At 38.4% G+C, this 18067-nt stretch carries 16 protein-coding genes; all 16 read left to right on the top strand.

What is annotated here, in order from left to right; all coding sequences use genetic code 11:
* Positions 1 to 225: 225 nt before the first annotated feature.
* The 16 genes from ileS (at position 226) to priA (ending at position 18047) form a co-directional block, all read left to right on the top strand.
* The gene (gene ileS / locus FOL01_RS07300; protein WP_075270014.1) at positions 226 to 3018 is read left to right on the top strand and encodes an isoleucine--tRNA ligase; all 2793 of its coding nucleotides are present in this window, start codon (positions 226 to 228) and stop codon (positions 3016 to 3018) included.
* Between the two features lie 112 nt (positions 3019 to 3130).
* Positions 3131 to 3793: a histidine phosphatase family protein gene (locus FOL01_RS07295; RefSeq protein ID WP_075270013.1), complete on the top strand. Its 663-nt coding sequence runs from the start codon at positions 3131 to 3133 to the stop codon at positions 3791 to 3793.
* A gap of 15 nt (positions 3794 to 3808) precedes the next feature.
* A complete protein-coding gene (locus tag FOL01_RS07290; protein WP_075270012.1) occupies positions 3809 to 4477 on the top strand; it encodes a tetratricopeptide repeat protein in 669 nt (222 codons plus the stop codon).
* Complete coding sequence (recD2, locus tag FOL01_RS07285; protein WP_075270011.1) at positions 4458 to 6968, top strand: SF1B family DNA helicase RecD2; 2511 nt, start codon at positions 4458 to 4460, stop codon at positions 6966 to 6968. The genes FOL01_RS07290 and recD2 overlap by 20 nt, the downstream gene beginning before the upstream one ends.
* Positions 6969 to 7045: 77 nt before the next feature.
* Entirely contained in the window at positions 7046 to 7768 is a 723-nt protein-coding gene (locus tag FOL01_RS07280) for a YebC/PmpR family DNA-binding transcriptional regulator (protein ID WP_075270010.1), read from the top strand.
* Between the two features lie 270 nt (positions 7769 to 8038).
* The gene (locus FOL01_RS07275) at positions 8039 to 9490 is read left to right on the top strand and encodes an NCS2 family permease (RefSeq protein ID WP_075270009.1); all 1452 of its coding nucleotides are present in this window, start codon (positions 8039 to 8041) and stop codon (positions 9488 to 9490) included.
* A gap of 125 nt (positions 9491 to 9615) precedes the next feature.
* Complete coding sequence (gene comGA / locus FOL01_RS07270; RefSeq protein WP_075270008.1) at positions 9616 to 10539, top strand: competence type IV pilus ATPase ComGA; 924 nt, start codon at positions 9616 to 9618, stop codon at positions 10537 to 10539.
* Complete coding sequence (locus FOL01_RS07265) at positions 10499 to 11503, top strand: type II secretion system F family protein (RefSeq protein WP_083603463.1); 1005 nt, start codon at positions 10499 to 10501, stop codon at positions 11501 to 11503. The genes comGA and FOL01_RS07265 overlap by 41 nt, the downstream gene beginning before the upstream one ends.
* Positions 11500 to 11826: a competence type IV pilus major pilin ComGC gene (locus FOL01_RS07260; RefSeq protein ID WP_075270007.1), complete on the top strand. Its 327-nt coding sequence runs from the start codon at positions 11500 to 11502 to the stop codon at positions 11824 to 11826. Before FOL01_RS07265 ends, FOL01_RS07260 begins: the two co-directional genes overlap by 4 nt.
* Position 11827: 1 nt before the next feature.
* A complete protein-coding gene (locus FOL01_RS07255) occupies positions 11828 to 12220 on the top strand; it encodes a hypothetical protein (RefSeq protein WP_075270006.1) in 393 nt (130 codons plus the stop codon).
* A gap of 13 nt (positions 12221 to 12233) precedes the next feature.
* On the top strand, positions 12234 to 12404 hold the full coding sequence (locus FOL01_RS11120) for a hypothetical protein (RefSeq protein WP_156835008.1): 171 nt from the start codon (positions 12234 to 12236) through the stop codon (positions 12402 to 12404).
* 8 nt (positions 12405 to 12412) lie between these two features.
* Positions 12413 to 12814 carry a hypothetical protein gene (locus FOL01_RS07250; RefSeq protein WP_169823044.1) on the top strand — a complete coding sequence of 134 codons (402 nt, stop codon included), beginning with the start codon at positions 12413 to 12415 and terminating at the stop codon, positions 12812 to 12814.
* Entirely contained in the window at positions 12798 to 13094 is a 297-nt protein-coding gene (locus FOL01_RS07245; protein ID WP_075270004.1) for a hypothetical protein, read from the top strand. Before FOL01_RS07250 ends, FOL01_RS07245 begins: the two co-directional genes overlap by 17 nt.
* 67 nt (positions 13095 to 13161) lie before the next feature.
* A complete protein-coding gene (locus FOL01_RS07240; protein ID WP_075270003.1) occupies positions 13162 to 14169 on the top strand; it encodes a class I SAM-dependent methyltransferase in 1008 nt (335 codons plus the stop codon).
* 105 nt (positions 14170 to 14274) lie between these two features.
* The gene (locus FOL01_RS07235; protein WP_075270002.1) at positions 14275 to 15465 is read left to right on the top strand and encodes an acetate/propionate family kinase; all 1191 of its coding nucleotides are present in this window, start codon (positions 14275 to 14277) and stop codon (positions 15463 to 15465) included.
* A gap of 161 nt (positions 15466 to 15626) precedes the next feature.
* Positions 15627 to 18047 carry a primosomal protein N' gene (gene priA, locus FOL01_RS07230; protein ID WP_075270001.1) on the top strand — a complete coding sequence of 807 codons (2421 nt, stop codon included), beginning with the start codon at positions 15627 to 15629 and terminating at the stop codon, positions 18045 to 18047.
* The last annotated feature ends 20 nt before the right edge of the window (positions 18048 to 18067 follow it).

Raw genomic sequence — 18067 nt, 5'->3', positions numbered from 1 at the left:
CAGCGACTTAGGAGATGGTGTGAGCCTAAGATAGTAACGAATTATACCTATCAGCAGAAAAGCAGTACACATACATTTTGAAGAGGCAATTTATTAGGTTAAATTGTGAATTCGGGTGGTACCACGGTTAAAAACGTCCCGCATTAGTCAAAAATGACTGATGCGGGTTTTTTGTTACCAACTTATTGTTGGTAATCAACAATGGGTTGAGGAAAGGAAAAACTTATGAAAATCAAGAAAACATTAAATCTTGGTAAAACCAAGTTTCCAATGCGTGGTAATTTACCACAAACAGAGTTACAATGCGAAAATATTTGGTTTGAAAATAAAGTCTACGAACGTCGTCAAAAGTTAAATGAAGGTAAGCCATCATTTATGCTACATGATGGACCACCATACGCCAATGGTAATATTCATATTGGTCATGCAATGAATAAGATTTCAAAGGATATCATTGTACGTTATAAGTCTATGAATGGCTATTACGCACCATATGTTCCAGGATGGGATACCCATGGATTGCCCATTGAGCAACAATTAACAAAGGCTGGTAAAGATCGTAAGAAGGTTGGCCCAGTTATTTGGCGTAAGATGGCTGATGAGTTTGCTCATAAGCAAGTTAAGAAACAAATGGCTGATTTCAAGCGCTTGGGAGTATCTGGTGATTGGGATAACCCATATTTGACTTTGCAACCTTCTTTTGAAGCTGCACAGCTTCGTGTGTTTGGTAGCATGGCAAAGCGCGATTTGATTTTCCGTGGTAAGAAACCAGTCTTTTGGTCATGGTCATCAGAATCAGCTTTGGCCATGGCTGAAATTGAATATCATGATGTAACGTCAGAGTCAGCATTTATCTCTGAACAAGTCAAAGATGGTAAAGGACTACTAGGTGAAGATACTTATCTAGTTGCTTGGACAACGACACCATGGACAGTACCTGCTTCACAGGCGTTGGCTGTTCATCCTGATTTTAAATATGTTCAAGTGCAACCAAAGAATGTAGACAAGAAGTATCTAGTTGCTGAATCATTACTAACAACATTGTCAGAGAAGTTTGGTTGGGAAGAGCCAGAAATTTTGGCAACTTTTGAAGGTAAAGATCTTGAATACATGGTGACGAAGCACCCTTATATCGATCGTGATGTTTTGGTTGTTTTGGCTGATTATGTAACCGATGACACTGGAACAGGTTTGGTTCATACCGCTCCTGGATTTGGTGAAGATGACTTTATGACTGGTAAGCGTTACGGTATCAAACCAATTATGAATGTTGATGATCGTGGATACTTAACGGCCGAAGCTGGTGAAGATTTTGATGGTGTATTCTATGAGGATGCTAATGAGGTATCGTTGCAGAAGTTAAGAGATGTTAATGCTCTCGTGCAGTCTGAGCCTATTACACACAGCTATCCATTTGATTGGCGTACGAAGAAGCCTGTTATTTTCCGAGCTGTTCCACAATGGTTTGCATCAATTGATGGTTTCCGTCAAGAGATCTTGGACGCATTAGATGAAGTGACTTTCAAGCCTGCATGGGGTAAGAAGCGTCTGTACAACATGATTCGTGATCGTGGCGATTGGGTTATTTCTCGTCAACGTGTCTGGGGTGTACCACTACCAATTTTCTATGCTGAAGATGGTACGGCCATTATTGATGTTGATGTCATTGATCATGTTGCTGATTTAGTGGCTGAACATGGTTCAACAGTATGGTTTGAGCGTGAGGCCAAAGATTTGTTGCCTGAAGGTTATACGAATGAACATTCACCTAATGGAGAATTTACCAAGGAAACTGATATCATGGATGTTTGGTTTGATTCTGGTAGTTCACATCAAGGAGTTATGGCAACTCGACCAGAGCTAGAATTCCCAGAAACAATGGTTTTGGAAGGTTCTGATCAATATCGTGGTTGGTTTAACTCTTCATTGATTACATCAGTAGCGGTCACTGGTAAGGCACCTTATAAGGAAGTTGTTTCACAAGGATTCACCTTAGACGGTAACGGTGAAAAGATGTCAAAATCAATTGGTAATACCATTGATCCAAATGAAGTTATCAAGAAGATGGGTGCTGAAATCATTCGTCTATGGGTATCAACAGTAGATACGTCTGCTGACGTACGTGTGTCAATGGACATCTTGTCACAGACCTCAGAAACCTACCGTAAGATTCGTAATACGATGCGTTTCTTGTTAGCTAATACAACTGATTTTAATCCAAATGAAGATGCGATTGCATATGAAGATCTAACACCAGTTGATCAATACTTCTATGCACGCTTTAATCAGTTGATTGGGGAGCTAAAAGCAGCTTATGATGCCTATGATTTCCAAGCAGTGCATAAATTATTAGTTAACTTTATTAACGTTGATTTGTCAGCCTTTTATTTGGATTTTGCTAAAGACATTTTGTATGTTGAATCACCAGATGGACATTTGCGTCGTTCGCTACAAACCGTTTTGTACAAGATTGTCGTTGGCTTGGACAAGTTAATGTTGCCAATTTTGCCACATACAGCGGAAGAAATCTTTGAGTATTTGCCATATGAGACAGAGGACTTCGCTTACTTAACTGATATGCCAGAGACAGAAGATTTGGGTGATACCAAAGCCTTATTCGAAAATTGGACTTCGTTTAAGGCATTACGTAATGCCACGAATAAAGCTTTGGAAGAGGCTCGTAACGCTAAGTTGATTGGTAAGCCAGCTGAGGCTGCCTTAACGTTGTACTTGACCCCTGAACAGGAACAAGTAGTGACATCATTGAATCAAGATATCCGAGTATTATTGCTCGTATCTCAGTTGCATCTCGCTAATGCGGCAGATGCGCCTGCAGATGTTATTGAATACGATGGTTATAAGATTCAAGTAGCACATGCCGTTGGTGAGGTTTCACCACGAGATAGAATGTACCATACTGACTTGGGAACAGATAAAGATTTTCCAATGTTATCAGCACATGAGGCAGAAATCGTCCGTGAATACTTCCCAGAAGCATTAACAGAAGGTTTAGAATAAGTATCATTAATGCGTTTTAAGCATATGGAGGTTGGGACATTTGTTTTGTCCCAACCTCTTTTTTTGATTATAATGGATAGTAACTACTTAAAATGGATTGGAGAATCACTGCATGACGAAATTATATTTTATCCGCCACGGAAAGACTGTGTGGAATGCTGAAGGGCGTTTTCAAGGTTCCGGCGGCGATTCACCATTATTGCCTGAGTCAGTGGCTCAAATTGCTGAATTGGGTGACTTTCTCAGTGATATTAGTTTTGCCCATGCTTTTACGAGCCCGATTAAACGGGCGATGGATACAGCCGAACAAACAATTGCTTATATGGACGACCAACCAGAATTAACCGTTTTGGATGGGTTAAAGGAGTTTTCATTTGGCATTTGGGAAGGTTTGACGTTTCAAGAAGTTAAACAGGATTGGCTAGCTATGTATGAGGCATCACGACATCACCCAGAAAAATTTGATGCTAGTCAGGTACCAGGATCAGAAACGTTTGAGGATGTTCAAGAACGCTTTAGAAAGGCAGTTTATTATGCTGTTCAGGCATATGGTGGTCCTGATGTAAACTTAATATTCTTTAGTCATGGCGCAGCCCTCACGGCAGGAATGGGAGGCTTATTAGACATTCCATTAGCGAACCTACGTGACCGTGGCGGATTAGGAAATACGAGTACTTCAGTATTAGAGACGAATGATGGTGTTAAGTTTAAGGAATTAATTCGAAATGACACAAGTTATTTGAATGTATCCGCTAATGTATCAAATACAATTTAGATTAGGTAGGGAAAAATGGCTAAAATAGATGATGAAGTTCAAAAAGATATCAAACGGTTGGTTAAGGATATCACTGAGCATCCTGATCATTGGCAAGCTTATGTGGATTTAGTAAATGTTTTAACAGTCACTAACAGCTTGGTTGAAGCGGAAGAGTTAGCGTTAAAAAGTTTGTCTATTTTTAAAGACAATGCAGATGCGCAACAAGAGCTGTTTTATGCAACTGGTAATGTTTACTACACGGCGGCTGATTACACGCGTGCAACCAGCTTTTTCAATAAGATTACAGATGAAAAATTAAAGCATGATGCCATCATGATGCAGGCACAAAGTTTTTACGCACAAAACAAATTTAAACAGGCACTTGCTTTCGCGCTAACAGCTGTTCAACAAGATAACCAAGATTTAAGTGCACAGGTTTTGTTGGGCAATATTTGGTTGAGTTTAGGTGACAGTAAAGCAGCAAGAGAAGCTTTTGATGCAGCACTTGCAATAAATCAAGCCAATTATTCAGCAAATTTTGGGCGAGGTGTCGTGGCTGAAGCTTTGAATGAGCAGGATAATCAATGGTTACAGGCTGCTCAAAATATAAATCCAAAACAATATCAAGCAGATGCAGGTCGTTTAGATGATTTAATCAAGGTAATGTTGGGGAGCACAAGTGATGAGCGAAACTCAAACTGATCTGTTGGCGGATGAAACGACCGAACCAACTGTTATCGGTCAAGTTGCGAATATCGTTTTTTCGGCGCAAAATTCTTTTTATAAGGTGTTGCGGATTACCATCGTGGAAAAAAATTTTGAATTTGATGATGATGAAATGACAGTTACTGGCAACTTTGGCGATATTCAAATAGGTGCCAGTTATGAGTTTAAAGGTCAGCTGAAAGAACATCCCCGCTATGGTGTGCAGTTTGTGGCAAACAATTATCATCGACAAGCAGCTAGTTCAGTATCAGGCTTAGTCGCCTACTTTTCTAGTGAAAAATTTCCGGGCATTGGTAAAGCAACAGCAACAAAGATTGTTGATACTTTAGGAACGGATGCGATTGATCTAATTTTAGATAATGAAAAAGTGTTAGCAAACATTAATATTTCAGAAAAAGCGCAACAGGTCATTATTAACCAACTAGCGAAATCTGACGGTATGGAACGGGCGATAATTGCATTGAATGATTTTGGCTTTGGTTCTAATTTAGCAACAACGATTTACCAAAAATATCAACAAGAAACGTTAACTATTTTAAAAAAGAACCCTTATCAATTAGTTATTGATATTGATGGGGTGTCGTTTAAAAGAATTGACCAATTTGCGTTACAACAAGGAATTGATGCTTTAGATGAACGGCGAGTTAATGCGGGTGTGATTGCTGCTATTAATTTAAAAACTTTTGAGTCTGGTGATACGTATATGGTATTACCCGATTTATTAGCTACCACAAAGCAAATTCTTGAGCATGCACAACGGGTAGTAGTGGATGATGATTTAATCAAACAAGCACTATTAGCATTGACTAAAGAAGGTATTGTTGTTGCAGATGGTAGTTACCTCTATATTAGGGAAATTTATGAGTCTGAAAATCAAATTGCCAAACAACTCGTTGATTTAACTGAAAGAAAACAGCATACTTATTCGAGAAAACAAGTTGTTAAATATTTGGATGAAGTTGAATCGACCAATGATTTTAAATATGATACAACCCAACGTGAAGCGATTATCGCGGCTCTAACTAACCAATTATTTATTCTGACTGGTGGACCAGGAACCGGTAAAACGACGATTATTAGTGGTGTTGTTGCGACGTTAAAAAAGTTACTCAGGCAAGATGGTATGAAGTCTGATGAAATCGATCAAGGAATTCATTTAGCCGCGCCAACTGGCCGGGCAGCCAAGCGATTGCAAGAATCAACGGGGATGCTTGCTAGCACAATTCATCATTTACTAGGGATAACCGGTCGTGAGGCTAATTTAGATGATGTTGATATTGAAGAATTGACCGGGCGATTATTAGTTGTTGATGAAATGTCGATGGTCGATACACAGCTATTTGCAACATTGTTATCAGCAGTACGACCTGATATGCAGGTCATATTAGTTGGTGATAAAGATCAACTACCATCTGTTGGACCAGGACGCGTCTTTTATGATTTATTGGCAAGTGGCATTCTAAATTATCGTGAACTTGAGACGATTCATCGCCAAGGTAAGGGTTCAACTATTATTTCTTTAGCGAATGACGTTAAAAATGGTTACTTACCAGATGACTTTAAAGAACAAAAATTAGATCGATCATTTTTTGCAGCTGATTTAAGACGGGTGCCAAGTCTAGTAGAAAAAATTGCTACGAGTTGGCAAAAGAAAGGCCATTCTGTGGCCGATATGCAAATATTGGCACCGATGTATCGCACACAGGCTGGTGTTAATCACCTGAATGAAATTGCACAAGATATATTTAATCCCTTGTCGAGTAAAAAGAAAACTATTTCAGTAAAAAATGGGGCGATCACATTCAATTTCCGGGTTGGCGATAAGGTTATGCAGACGACAAATGACCCAGAAAATAATGTCTTTAATGGGGATATCGGTTATATTTCGACGATTCTACTGGCAAAGGATAAAGCTAATACAGATAAAAAAGATGTGATTACGGTATCGTTTGATACTGGTGAAGTGATTTATACCCGTGAAAACTGGCAACATCTAACGCTAGCTTATGCGACGACCATTCATAAATCACAAGGAACGGAATATAAGTTGGTTATTATGCCGTTGGTGAGTGCTTTTTCGCGTATGCTACAAAGAAACTTGCTTTACACTGGTTTAACCAGAGCAAGTGAGTCGCTAGTCTTATTGGGCCAGGAGAGTGCTTACCAACAAGCGGTCCTAACCACTGGTGTTGATCGACAGACTACCTTACAGGCACGGATTATGCAGTATGCTAATCAACAGTCAGTACCAAGGAAACCACAAGAGGTGACTGCAACGACTGTGGCTGAGCAGCCTGTTTCGCATGTGAAAAAAGAACGTGAAGTATCCGATGATGAGGTTAAAAAAACAATACCAAAGTCAATACATGATAATTATCTACTCACAAATGAATTAATTGAGAGTCATCAAATTGATCCTAATATTGGGTTAGATGGACTGACACCAGCAGACTTTATGTCTGTCTGAGTGAAATAAACTAGTCATTGCATCAATTATATGATAGAATAAGACGATAAATTTTCGATAGAAAAGGGGTTTCTGAAATGTCAGGACATAGTAAATGGCATAACATCCAAGGACGTAAGAACGCCCAAGATGCAAAGCGTGGTAAGATTTTCCAAAAGTTAGCTCGTGATTTGTACACGGCAGCTAAAGCAGGCGGTGCAGATCCAGAAACAAATTCAGGATTACGTCTAGTTGTTGATAAGGCTAAGGCAGCAAACATGCCTAAGGATAATATCCAACGTGCCTTAGATAAGGCATCTGGAGCCAATGGTGCCAATTATCAAGAATTAACTTATGAAGGATACGGACCAGCAGGTATTGCTATTTTAGTGGAAGCTTTAACAGATAATACTAACCGTACTGCTTCTTCTGTACGTTCATCATTTAAGCACTTTGGTGGTGAACTTGGAACATCAGGTTCAGTATCATTCCAATTCGACCGTAAGGGTTATATTGAAATTGAACGTGATGAAGATACGGAAATTGATGAGGATCAATTGTTGGAAGATATGTTAGATGCTGGTGCAGATGACATGAAGACGTTTGATGATCAATTTGAAATCTACACTGATCCTAAGGCATTCCCTGAAGTACGTGCTGCTTTAGCAGAGAAGGGTTACGAATTCAGTATGGATGAAGTAACAATGATTGCACAAAACCCAATGGCTGTACCTGAGGATAAGCAAGAATCATTGGCAAATCTAGTTGCTGAATTGGAAGATAATGAAGACGTACAAGCAGTATTTACAACAGCTGAATAATGGCGTTTTATTTTCCGAAAACGATTAAGAGGACTTGTTTTGTCGACAAGTTCTCTTTTTATTTAAAATAATATTGACTAATAATTAAATTAGGGATAGTGTTAAAATATTATTTATTTGAATAGAGTCGTTAACGTGTTCTGCCACAGACTTAAGCATTTGATTAGGCCAACTTTTGTTGAAACTACTATGGCTTTTGGTATATCAAATGTGTTTTGGTCATGTTGGCAGTTTACGTTAACATGATTTTTTTAGGGAGAAGAACTTATTATGTTGGAGCGTTTCTTTAAGCTATCGGAAAACCATACAACAGTACGGACCGAGGTCATTGCGGGTATTACAACCTTTGTGGCCATGGCTTATATCATCTTTTTAAACCCCTCAGTCCTTTCATTGACAGGTATGCCAAGCCAAGGTGTTTTCTTGGCAACGATTTTAACGGCAGTTACTGGTACGTTAATTACGGGTTTATTTGCTAACTTACCATATGCACTTGCTCCGTCGATTGGTATGCAAGCTATGTTTACATATACCATCGTGTTTGGGTTAGGGTACACTTGGCAACAAGCGCTAGGAATGGTGTTTTTGGTTGGTTTAGTTGATGTCATTATTACTTTGACTAAAGTTCGTTCATTGATTGTAAAGTCAATACCAGCCCAGTTAAAACATGCAATTGCTGCTGGTATTGGTTTATTTATTGCTTACATTGGTTTAAAGAACGCTGGCTTTATCAATTATTTGGTAAATGCAGAAAATATTATTTCTTTGAATAATACACCATTTAATGGTGGTGGTGCTAAGACTATTGAAACCCTTACGAGTAATGGTGGTACAACCCCTGAGATTGCAACCTTCACTGATCCATCTGTCATCTTAGCATTGATTGGGCTAATTATCTTAGTATTATTAGTCGTTTCGAATGTACCAGGGGCCTTCTTGATTTCTGTGTTTGTAACAACTTTAATTGGTATTCCAATGGGAGTTACTAATACTGATATTGGTGGTTTGTCATCATTTACTTCAACATTCCATGATTTTGGTTCAATTTTCGGACAAGCATTAGGTTCTGATGGGTTATGGTCAATGTTTACGTCACCCAAAAACATTTTGGTAGTTATTTTAACAGTCTTTTCAATGGGGCTTTCAGGTCTATTTGATGCGATTGGAACCTTTATTGGAACTGGTATTACAAGTGGTATCTTTTCAAAGGAAGATCAACGAGAATTCTATGAAAATAAAGGATTCAAGTCAAAAATGGATCGTGGTTTAGTTGCCGATACTTTTGCAACTATGTTTGCCGGAATTTTTGGAACTTCAAATACAACCACATTTATTGAAGCTTCAGCCGGAATTAAAGCCGGTGGTCGTACGGGATTAACTTCGGTTGTGATTGCAATTGGTTTCTTATTGTCAATCATTGCGGCACCATTAGTTAATGTGATTCCAAGTGCTGCAACGGCTCCTATTTTAGTGGTTGTTGGTATTACAATGATGAATGAATTCAAGGCAATTGATTGGGAGGATGTGGAAGTTGCCATACCGGCCTTCTTTACCTCAGCATTCATGGCCTTGTCATACTCGATTTCATATGGAATTGCCGCTGGATTTATTTTCTATGTCTTGATTAAGAGTGTAAAGCGTAAGTTTAGCGAAATTAGTGTTATTTTGTGGATCGTGTCATTATTGTTCGTTTTGAATTTTGTTGTAATGGCTATTGATTAATTTAAAATAGAATATTTTAAGCGTCAGGAAGTTGGAACATTTAATTTGTTCCAACTTCTTTTTTATTAAAATTGGACAATTCGAGAGGAACAACGTCTTTGTTGATGTTAGGAGGTGAAAGTCAAATGCAAAAAACATTTTATAAGCTCATGGTTGCTGCTTCAGAACGTCATGCAAGTGATATTTATATTTGGCCAGATTCAGATGGGTTTCAAGTTATCTATTATTCGGCTATTGGTATTGAAAAAGTACATCATTTTAATACGAAAATCGGTGAGGCGCTTATTCGTCATATCAAATTTTCAGCTCATATGGACATTAGTGAAGTTCGTCGACCGCAACTCGGACGTTGGCACTATTTGATAGGCCAACAATCATTGCACTTACGAGTTTCAAGTGTGGCAGATTTTTTAAATCGTGAATCAATTGTCATTCGCTTAATTTATGATATGCAGGACAATATTTTAGATTGGCAACCAAAGAATCAATTAAATGAATTAGCTAATCTCCTAAAATTAAAACAAGGATTGATTTTATTGGCGGGGCAGATGGGCTCTGGCAAGACAACGACGCTTTATCATGTTGCAACTAATCATTTAGACAATCAAATGGTGCTAACAATTGAGGATCCTGTCGAATTAGTCGCACCAGAATTTTTACAATTACAGGTAAATAATGCTGCGCATATGGGATATGAACAGCTACTGAAGTTAGCATTACGGCACCATCCCGATATTATGATTATTGGCGAAATTCGAGATGCCGAGACTGCTCATATCGTTGTTCAAGCAGCGCTGAGCGGTCACTTGATTTTGAGTACTGTGCATGCCATGTCAAGCAAAGGTATTTGGTATCGCTTACGAGCATTTGGTGTGCCGATAGATTTATTAAATCAGGTGGTGGTTGGTTTGGGTTATCAGGAAATGATGACTCGCGACAACCAATCGTATGTAAATTTAAAAATGGCTAGTGGCAAACAGTTAAACGAATTATTGGTGGATTTAAAAAATGCAGAAACACATGCAATGGCGCCGCAAGCGTCAAGTTGAGTTTTTTGAAAACTTATGTCACTTATCAAAGGTTGGTTTTGATTTAGAGAATTCATTACAGATGTTACAGGTGTTACTTAATTTGCCAGTAAAAGATATGGCGAATATTATGGCTGACTTAACGGCTGGCAAGACTTTTGCGGCAGTCATGACACCTTATGTCAGGAGTGAAATTGTACAACAGCTTGACTTTGCAATTATTCATGGCCGATTGACCTTATTGCTTCAAGAATTAGGTGCTCGCGAGCGAATAAGATTAGCACAATTTAGTAAACTACGCCAAATACTGTTATATCCAATGGTTTTGATGATTCTTTTATTTATATTAATTGTTGGTTATTTGACTGTTTTGCTGCCTGAATTTAGGCAAGCAGGTATGAATTTATCAACTTTAAATTTACGTTTAAATACTTGTTGGATTATAACAGGCTGTGCACTACCTATAATTAGCTGCTCACTTAGTTTTTGGTGGTTTACGAAGCAACAGTGGGCGATACGAATGAGATTGCTGATGAGGTGCCCTATTTTAGGCCCGCTATTAAGGCTTAGTATCGAATATTATATTTCATTACAATTAGGTCTCTTAATATCTAGTGGGGTGCAGCTGGCGACTATCGTGGAGCGAATTCGCCAAAATTCACAAAATGAATTGCTTTCTTATATTGGTGATAAGGCTTGGCAAGCATTAAGTAACGGGGAAGATATTCGTGACTTTGTGTTATCTGTCGATTTACTACCAAAGGAATGTGCATTATTGTTCAATCTTGGGCACACACAACAACAAATTGGTGAAAATTTCCAAATATTAGCGAGTCGTAAATTTGAATTGTTAAATGAGCGCATCAAAAAGTATCTCACGCTAATTCAACCAATCTGTTTTGCTATTATCGGTCTGATTGTTATTGGGTTATATTACTTAACGCTGGTACCAATGTATAAAAATATGGGAGGAATCGTGTCATGAAAAAGAAGCAATTTTCACGTCGTCGAGGTTTTACTTTAATTGAAGTTGTGACGACGTTATTCATTATTGGTCTGTTAGTCGTATTGATTTATCCTAATGTTGCTAGTATTCGTAAAGCAGCTGAAGATCGCCAACGGACGGCACTGATGCATACATTGCAAAGCCAAATCAATATGTACCATATTGCACATGAGGATGGTAACGGCCAAGCAATTACACTAGCTAATTTAATGAATTCAGGTTATTTAACCAATGCACAAGTACAGCAAATGACGAAAGCACATTTTGAAATTAAAGGTGATAAGGTAGTTCAAGGCAAGTGATATGAACCGAAAAGGCATCATGTTGTTCGAAACAATGATTGTATTAGCTATCTGTGTTGTACTTACTGTACCAGCAATATTACCGAAGTATGAACATGCTCGAAATTGGCAAAATGTAAAACAGGAATTTGCCCAGAAGTATATCAAAGAACAGCAAAAGGTTGTTTTAGGAAGAGCGCTTGATTTTAATATTTATGGGGATGGCGATACGCTTTGTATAGGTGATGAAGAAATTAAATTACCCAAGGGGTGGTGTACTAGTAATTATGTGCACATTAATTGGCGACCAACCACTGTAACTGCTGGCACAATTCGTTTTTACAACCGTATAACCAATGAACGTGTTGCATTAATCTTCCAATTAGGAGGTGGCGCTTATCGGTTCACAACGTAAGGGGTTTATTTTAATGGAGGCCTTAGTGAGTATGGTGGTTGTTTTGAGCACGTTGTTGATCGGTTGGCAATCGATTGAATCTGTTAGTCAACGCAATCGATCCGATGAACATGCCATCAATGTTATAAAGGAAAAATATTATAAGGAACGTAAAGCATGGTTAACAGGAACGGATTTACGTTAATTGAGTGTATGGTGGCGTTAATGATTCTTAGTGGTCTATTGTTTACCTTTGCCATCGCAACACAAGGGTTCAAACTCGTTAATCAGCAACATAATTATGAAATCCAAAAGGTACAGGTGACACGTTTAATTGATCGCTTAGAAAATGATGCTTGGAACTATCAAATTATTAAGGCTACTGAACAAGTTTTAACAATCAAAAATCTGAAAACAGATAAGACGTATCATCTTGGATTATGGGGGCACTGTTTGTGCCTATATCGTCAAGACGGCAAATTTTTATCTTACATGTTGCAAGTGAAAAAAGTGAATTTTAAACAGTTGAGGCCGCATTTATATGACATGACCTTGCAGTTTACAAATGGGGCAATTTTTAAGGAAGAAATATATATTAATGGTCAGAAAACGTAAGGCAATCATTTTAGTCCAGACAGTTACCTTGAGTTGTTGCTTATTGATGGGATTAACGGTTTGGTTAGGAAAACAAATGACACAACAACAGGTCAGAAAACAAGAGTATCAATATTGGTTAGGCCGTTATCAAGCTGTGCACTATATCCGAAATTGCAAGGAAATTAAAGTTGATAAACGATTATTTGTTTTACCACGTGTCATTGGCATTGCCAGGGGACACTACATTGTAAAGGTTACGGAATTACAAACAGTCAGGGTACCACAAATAAATAAATGATATAGCGCTTGTCAGTTATCAAGAAACTAGCTAAACTAGTCTCTAGAATGAAAGATGAGGTAACGACATGTACGAATCAATTGAAAGCAGTGTTAAAAATCTACAAGCAGCGCAACAGAAATTAGTAGATTTTCTGGATATTGCATCAATAGAAGCTTTAATTATTTTATTTGAAGTGATGCTAGGACAAACTGATGAGGACTGGGAGTCATTATCTGATGAACAAAGGCAAGTTATTCAGTCAGATGTCCAATCAGCAAAGTTTTCCGATTTACAAGTAGCTAATCGACGCCAAGTGTTGCAATTTTTGCTAGTTGGCACGATTCATCAGGATGGTTTACAAGCTAATTACCAGGTAACGCCTGACGCAATTGGCATGTGGATTGCCCTTATTGCTGATACTTTTACTGAAGGAAAAGAGGCTGTGCAACTTAAAGATATAACTCTTGGTACGGGAAACTTATTAGCAACAACGAGTCAAGTATTACAATCTGCAGGTAAAGCGGTCCATATTCAAGGATTTGAGAATGATGATACGATGTTGACGGTTGCCAGTGGTGTTGCAGCCCTACTAGATGAATCATGGCAAATCTCATTAGCAGATAGTGTCACAACATCAATGACCGCTGATGCTGACGTTGTTATTGGTGATTTACCTATTGGTTACTATCCGCAAAATATTGCGGATAGTTTCGCAACAAAAGTCGAAGAAGGCTTGACATTTGTACATCATCTATTAATAGAGCAGAGTATTGCTGCATTAAAGCCAGGTGGTCTGGCAATTTTAACCGTACCAGCAAACTTATTTGAGAGTGATCAAAGTAAAAAATTGTTAAGTTATATACAAACTGATGAGGTATATTTTCAGTCCCTCATTCAACTACCAGATAAATTATTCAAAGATCCTAAATTAGGAAAAGTAATCTTGGTATTACAACGTTCTGGAGACAATGCTGAACAAGCAAAACCTGTCATGTTAGCTAAGGCACCAGAATTAACTGATGGACCTGAAAACAAAAAGTTTGTGACAGAATTGACAGCTTGGATGAAGGCAAATCGTTTATATACTAAGTGATAGCGGTATCTTGTTAATGGCTTTAGGTACACGAAAGTTGTTTATTTGTGATATACTATTTTGAGTTAATAATGAATTCCGTATGGAAAGAGGAGATAAGTGTATATGGCTAAGACAATGGCGATTAATGCTGGATCATCATCATTAAAGTTTCAATTATTTGAAATGCCAGCAGAAACAGTAATTGCAAAGGGACAAGTAGAACGTATCGGTATGAGCGATGCAATTTTTACTTTGAAATTTAATGGGGAGAAAACTGAGCTTGTGCAAGAAATTGCTGATCATGAAGCAGCAATCAACTTGTTGCTTGAGCAATTAAAAGCACATGAAGTTATCGCAGACCTTACAGAAATTACTGGTGTTGGTCACCGTATTGTTGCTGGTGGTGAGTGGTTCAACAAGTCAGTTATTGTTGACGATGAGGCTCTTGACAAGATAGAACGTTTAGCTGCATATGCACCATTGCATAATGCATCAGAAGCATTGGGAATTCGAGTATTCCAAAAGTTGCTACCAAATGCTACTTCAGTTGCTGTATTTGATACGGCTTTCCACCAATCAATGCCTAAGAAGAATTACCTATATGCTTTGCCATATGAGTATTACACAAAGTATGGTGCACGTAAGTACGGTGCACACGGAACATCACACTTGTATGTTGCACAACGTACTGCAGCAATGCTTGGTAAGAAATTAGAAGATATGAAGTTGATTACTTTGCACTTAGGTGCTGGTGCATCAATTACTGCTATCAAGGATGGTAAGTCATATGATACGTCAATGGGATTCTCACCATTAGCTGGTGTCATGATGGCTACTCGTACAGGGGATGTTGATCCTTCTCTTGTTTACTACATCCAAAATCGTGAAGGTTTGTCAAACGATGAGATGCTTGACGTTTTGAACAAAAAGTCAGGATTATTAGGAGTATCAACGATTTCTTCTGATATGCGTGACTTGGAAGCTGTTTCAGATACTAATGACCATGCAGCACTTGCATTGGAAATCTTTATCGATCGCGTGGTTCGTTACATCGGTCAATACTATGTTGAACTTGGTGGTGTTGATGCATTGACATTTACTGCTGGTATTGGTGAGAACGATGCAGCTGTCCGTGAAGAAATCATCAAGCGTTTAGGATTCATGGGTATCAAAATCAATGCAGAAAAGAACGCATCACGCGATGACGAAGTTATTTTGTCAACAAATGATTCAACTGCAGCAGTTTTGAAGGTTGCTACTGACGAAGAAGTTATGATTGCGCGCGATGTTCAAGCATTGCAAGCTAAGCAATAACAAATAATTTCAATATAATAATATATGAAAGCTGGAACTATTGTGGTTCTGGCTTTTTATTTGGTAATTAGTTAAACCACCATTAGGTCGATTGCATGAATTCTGGTAAAATAAATTAAGTGACTAATTACTTTGACGAAAGATTAGGAAGGAGAAAGTTTATGTACGCGCGAGTAATTGTTGATGTACCGACAATGCAAACCAACCAGCCATATACCTATCAAATTCCGAGTCTTTTTTCAGAAGTGCTTGTACGAGGTATGCGTGTGGTTGTTCCCTTTGGTAAGGGTAACCGATTAGTACAAGGTTTTGTGACTGAAATTGTTGATGAAGCAGAGAAAACTGACAAATTAAAAGATATCATGCAGATTGTTGAATTAGAGCCAGTCTTAAATGATGAGCTGTTACAGTTAGCAATTTGGGTTGCAAATTATAACTTTGCGTTTCGTATCAGTGTGTTGCAAACGATGTTGCCAAACGTGATGCGTGCCAAATATAGCAAGGTGTTGCGACTCGTTGAACCAGATGGTTTGGACGACTTACCAGAAATCAAAGCTTTGTTCATTGATCGTGATGAGGTGCCTTTTGATACTGATAATGTTGATATGGCGCTAGTGCCTACTTTATTGAAATTACAAAAACAGCGCGTGCTTGAAATTGGTTACGTTGTAAAAAATCGAGCAAAAGTTAAAAAAATTAATGCTTTGAAGCCGATAAAATCAGTAGAATTTTATGAAAAACAACGATCACAATTACGCCCATCTGCAGTGAAACAGGCGCGACTACTTTCTTACCTGATACAATCACCACGATTATTTGTTCCAGTTAAAGAAGTGATCAAGTCGTACCAATTAGATTATGCATCGGTCAAACAAGCAGAAAGTAAGGGATGGCTCATTCAGAAACCGCTGGAGTCATACCGAATTCCAAAACTTAGTACCCCTGTAAATAAAACACAACCTTTAACTTTAAATGCGGAGCAACAGGAAGCCTATACAAATATTGCAAATAATATTTCACAAAATGATACCAAAACCTTCTTGTTGGAAGGGGTGACAGGTTCTGGAAAAACGGAAATATATCTACAGACAATCGCAAAAGCATTGACTGTAGGACAAACAGCATTAATGTTAGTACCTGAAATTACTTTGACACCACAAATGGTGCGTCGCGTAAAAAGTCGCTTCGGTGATGATGTTGCCGTCATGCATTCGGGATTATCTGATGGCGAGCGCTATGATGAATGGCGACGTGTACAACGGTCAGAGGTGCATGTAGTGGTTGGTGCAAGATCAGCAGTTTTTGCACCCCTTAAAAGCATTGGCCTTATTATCATTGATGAGGAACATGAATCATCGTACAAGCAAGATGAAAATCCGAGATATCACGCACGAGATGTTGCGCAATGGCGTGCAAAATACCATCATGCAACCTTGGTTTTGGGATCAGCAACGCCATCATTAGAAAGCCGTGCACGTGCGCAAAAAGGTGTTTATCAATTATTAACATTAAACCATCGTGCTACGAATAGTACATTACCAGAAACAAATGTCGTTGATATGAGAGAGGCTATTAAACAAGGTGGCGATGATGTTTTTTCACCACAATTGTTAGCGGCTGTTAAAAATCGTTTGGCTAAAAAGGAACAAATTGTCCTGATGTTAAACCGTCGTGGCTATGCTAATTTTTTAGTTTGTCGTGAATGTGGTTACACACCGCGTTGTGTTAATTGTGATGTTGCATTGACAGTTCATAAAGACATTTCGCGGTTAGTTTGTCATTATTGTGGTTATAGTGAGACTATCCCAACGAAATGTAAAAATTGTGGTTCAACAAGGATTCGCCAGTTTGGGACTGGGACGCAGAAAGTTGCTGAACAGTTGCAGCAACAAATTCCACAGGCACGGGTACTACGTATGGATGTTGATACAACGCGCAAAAAGGGATCAGTTGATCGTTTATTAACTGCTTTTGGTAACCAGGAGGCTGATATCCTATTGGGAACGCAAATGATTGCCAAAGGGTTAGACTTTGCCAATGTTACCTTGGTTGGTGTTTTAAATGCTGATACAACCTTATCATTGCCTGATTTTCGTGCCTCAGAACGTACATTTCAATTACTGACGCAAGTTTCTGGTCGCGCTGGTCGAGGGGATAAAGCCGGCAATGTTATCATGCAGACTTTCAATCCAGATCATTATGCGATTCAATTAGCTAGACAGCAAGATTACGAGGCTTTTTACCACCAAGAAATGACTTTCAGACATGCTTGGCGCTATACGCCATATTATTTTACGGTTCAAATCAAATTTGAACATGAAAAAGTTGATGAATCAGCAAAAGCGGCCTATGAAGTTGCTAATTGGTTGCAGAATATTGTGAACAATGAAACCATTATGCTAGGGCCGGCCACAGGGACGATTCCACGTATAAAAAATAAATATTATTATCGTTTAGTTATTAAATATCGGCATGATGACAAGTTAATGCAGGCGCTTGAAAGTTTAATGCAAAAAGGTCAGCAATTACAAAAAAAAGGGGTTACAATCATGATTGATCGTGAGCCCATTAATTTCATGTAGTTACAGATAATACTGCCTAA

This window comes from Weissella thailandensis (assembly GCF_001932615.1).
In the GTDB taxonomy this organism is placed as follows: Bacteria; Bacillota; Bacilli; order Lactobacillales; family Lactobacillaceae; genus Weissella; species Weissella thailandensis.
This window is presented reverse-complemented; position numbering and strand designations above follow the sequence as displayed.

Coding starts and splice junctions, on each gene's coding strand:
- FOL01_RS07275 (WP_075270009.1), top strand. CDS start 8,039: ATGTTGGAGCGTTTCTTTAAGCTATCGGAAAACCATACAACAGTACGG.
- FOL01_RS07295 (WP_075270013.1), top strand. CDS start 3,131: ATGACGAAATTATATTTTATCCGCCACGGAAAGACTGTGTGGAATGCT.
- FOL01_RS07280 (WP_075270010.1), top strand. CDS start 7,046: ATGTCAGGACATAGTAAATGGCATAACATCCAAGGACGTAAGAACGCC.
- FOL01_RS07265 (WP_083603463.1), top strand. CDS start 10,499: ATGCAGAAACACATGCAATGGCGCCGCAAGCGTCAAGTTGAGTTTTTT.
- FOL01_RS07255 (WP_075270006.1), top strand. CDS start 11,828: ATGAACCGAAAAGGCATCATGTTGTTCGAAACAATGATTGTATTAGCT.
- FOL01_RS07235 (WP_075270002.1), top strand. CDS start 14,275: ATGGCTAAGACAATGGCGATTAATGCTGGATCATCATCATTAAAGTTT.
- FOL01_RS07260 (WP_075270007.1), top strand. CDS start 11,500: ATGAAAAAGAAGCAATTTTCACGTCGTCGAGGTTTTACTTTAATTGAA.
- priA (WP_075270001.1), top strand. CDS start 15,627: ATGTACGCGCGAGTAATTGTTGATGTACCGACAATGCAAACCAACCAG.
- FOL01_RS07240 (WP_075270003.1), top strand. CDS start 13,162: ATGTACGAATCAATTGAAAGCAGTGTTAAAAATCTACAAGCAGCGCAA.
- recD2 (WP_075270011.1), top strand. CDS start 4,458: ATGAGCGAAACTCAAACTGATCTGTTGGCGGATGAAACGACCGAACCA.
- FOL01_RS07245 (WP_075270004.1), top strand. CDS start 12,798: ATGGTCAGAAAACGTAAGGCAATCATTTTAGTCCAGACAGTTACCTTG.
- FOL01_RS07290 (WP_075270012.1), top strand. CDS start 3,809: ATGGCTAAAATAGATGATGAAGTTCAAAAAGATATCAAACGGTTGGTT.
- comGA (WP_075270008.1), top strand. CDS start 9,616: ATGCAAAAAACATTTTATAAGCTCATGGTTGCTGCTTCAGAACGTCAT.
- ileS (WP_075270014.1), top strand. CDS start 226: ATGAAAATCAAGAAAACATTAAATCTTGGTAAAACCAAGTTTCCAATG.
- FOL01_RS11120 (WP_156835008.1), top strand. CDS start 12,234: ATGGAGGCCTTAGTGAGTATGGTGGTTGTTTTGAGCACGTTGTTGATC.
- FOL01_RS07250 (WP_169823044.1), top strand. CDS start 12,413: ATGGTGGCGTTAATGATTCTTAGTGGTCTATTGTTTACCTTTGCCATC.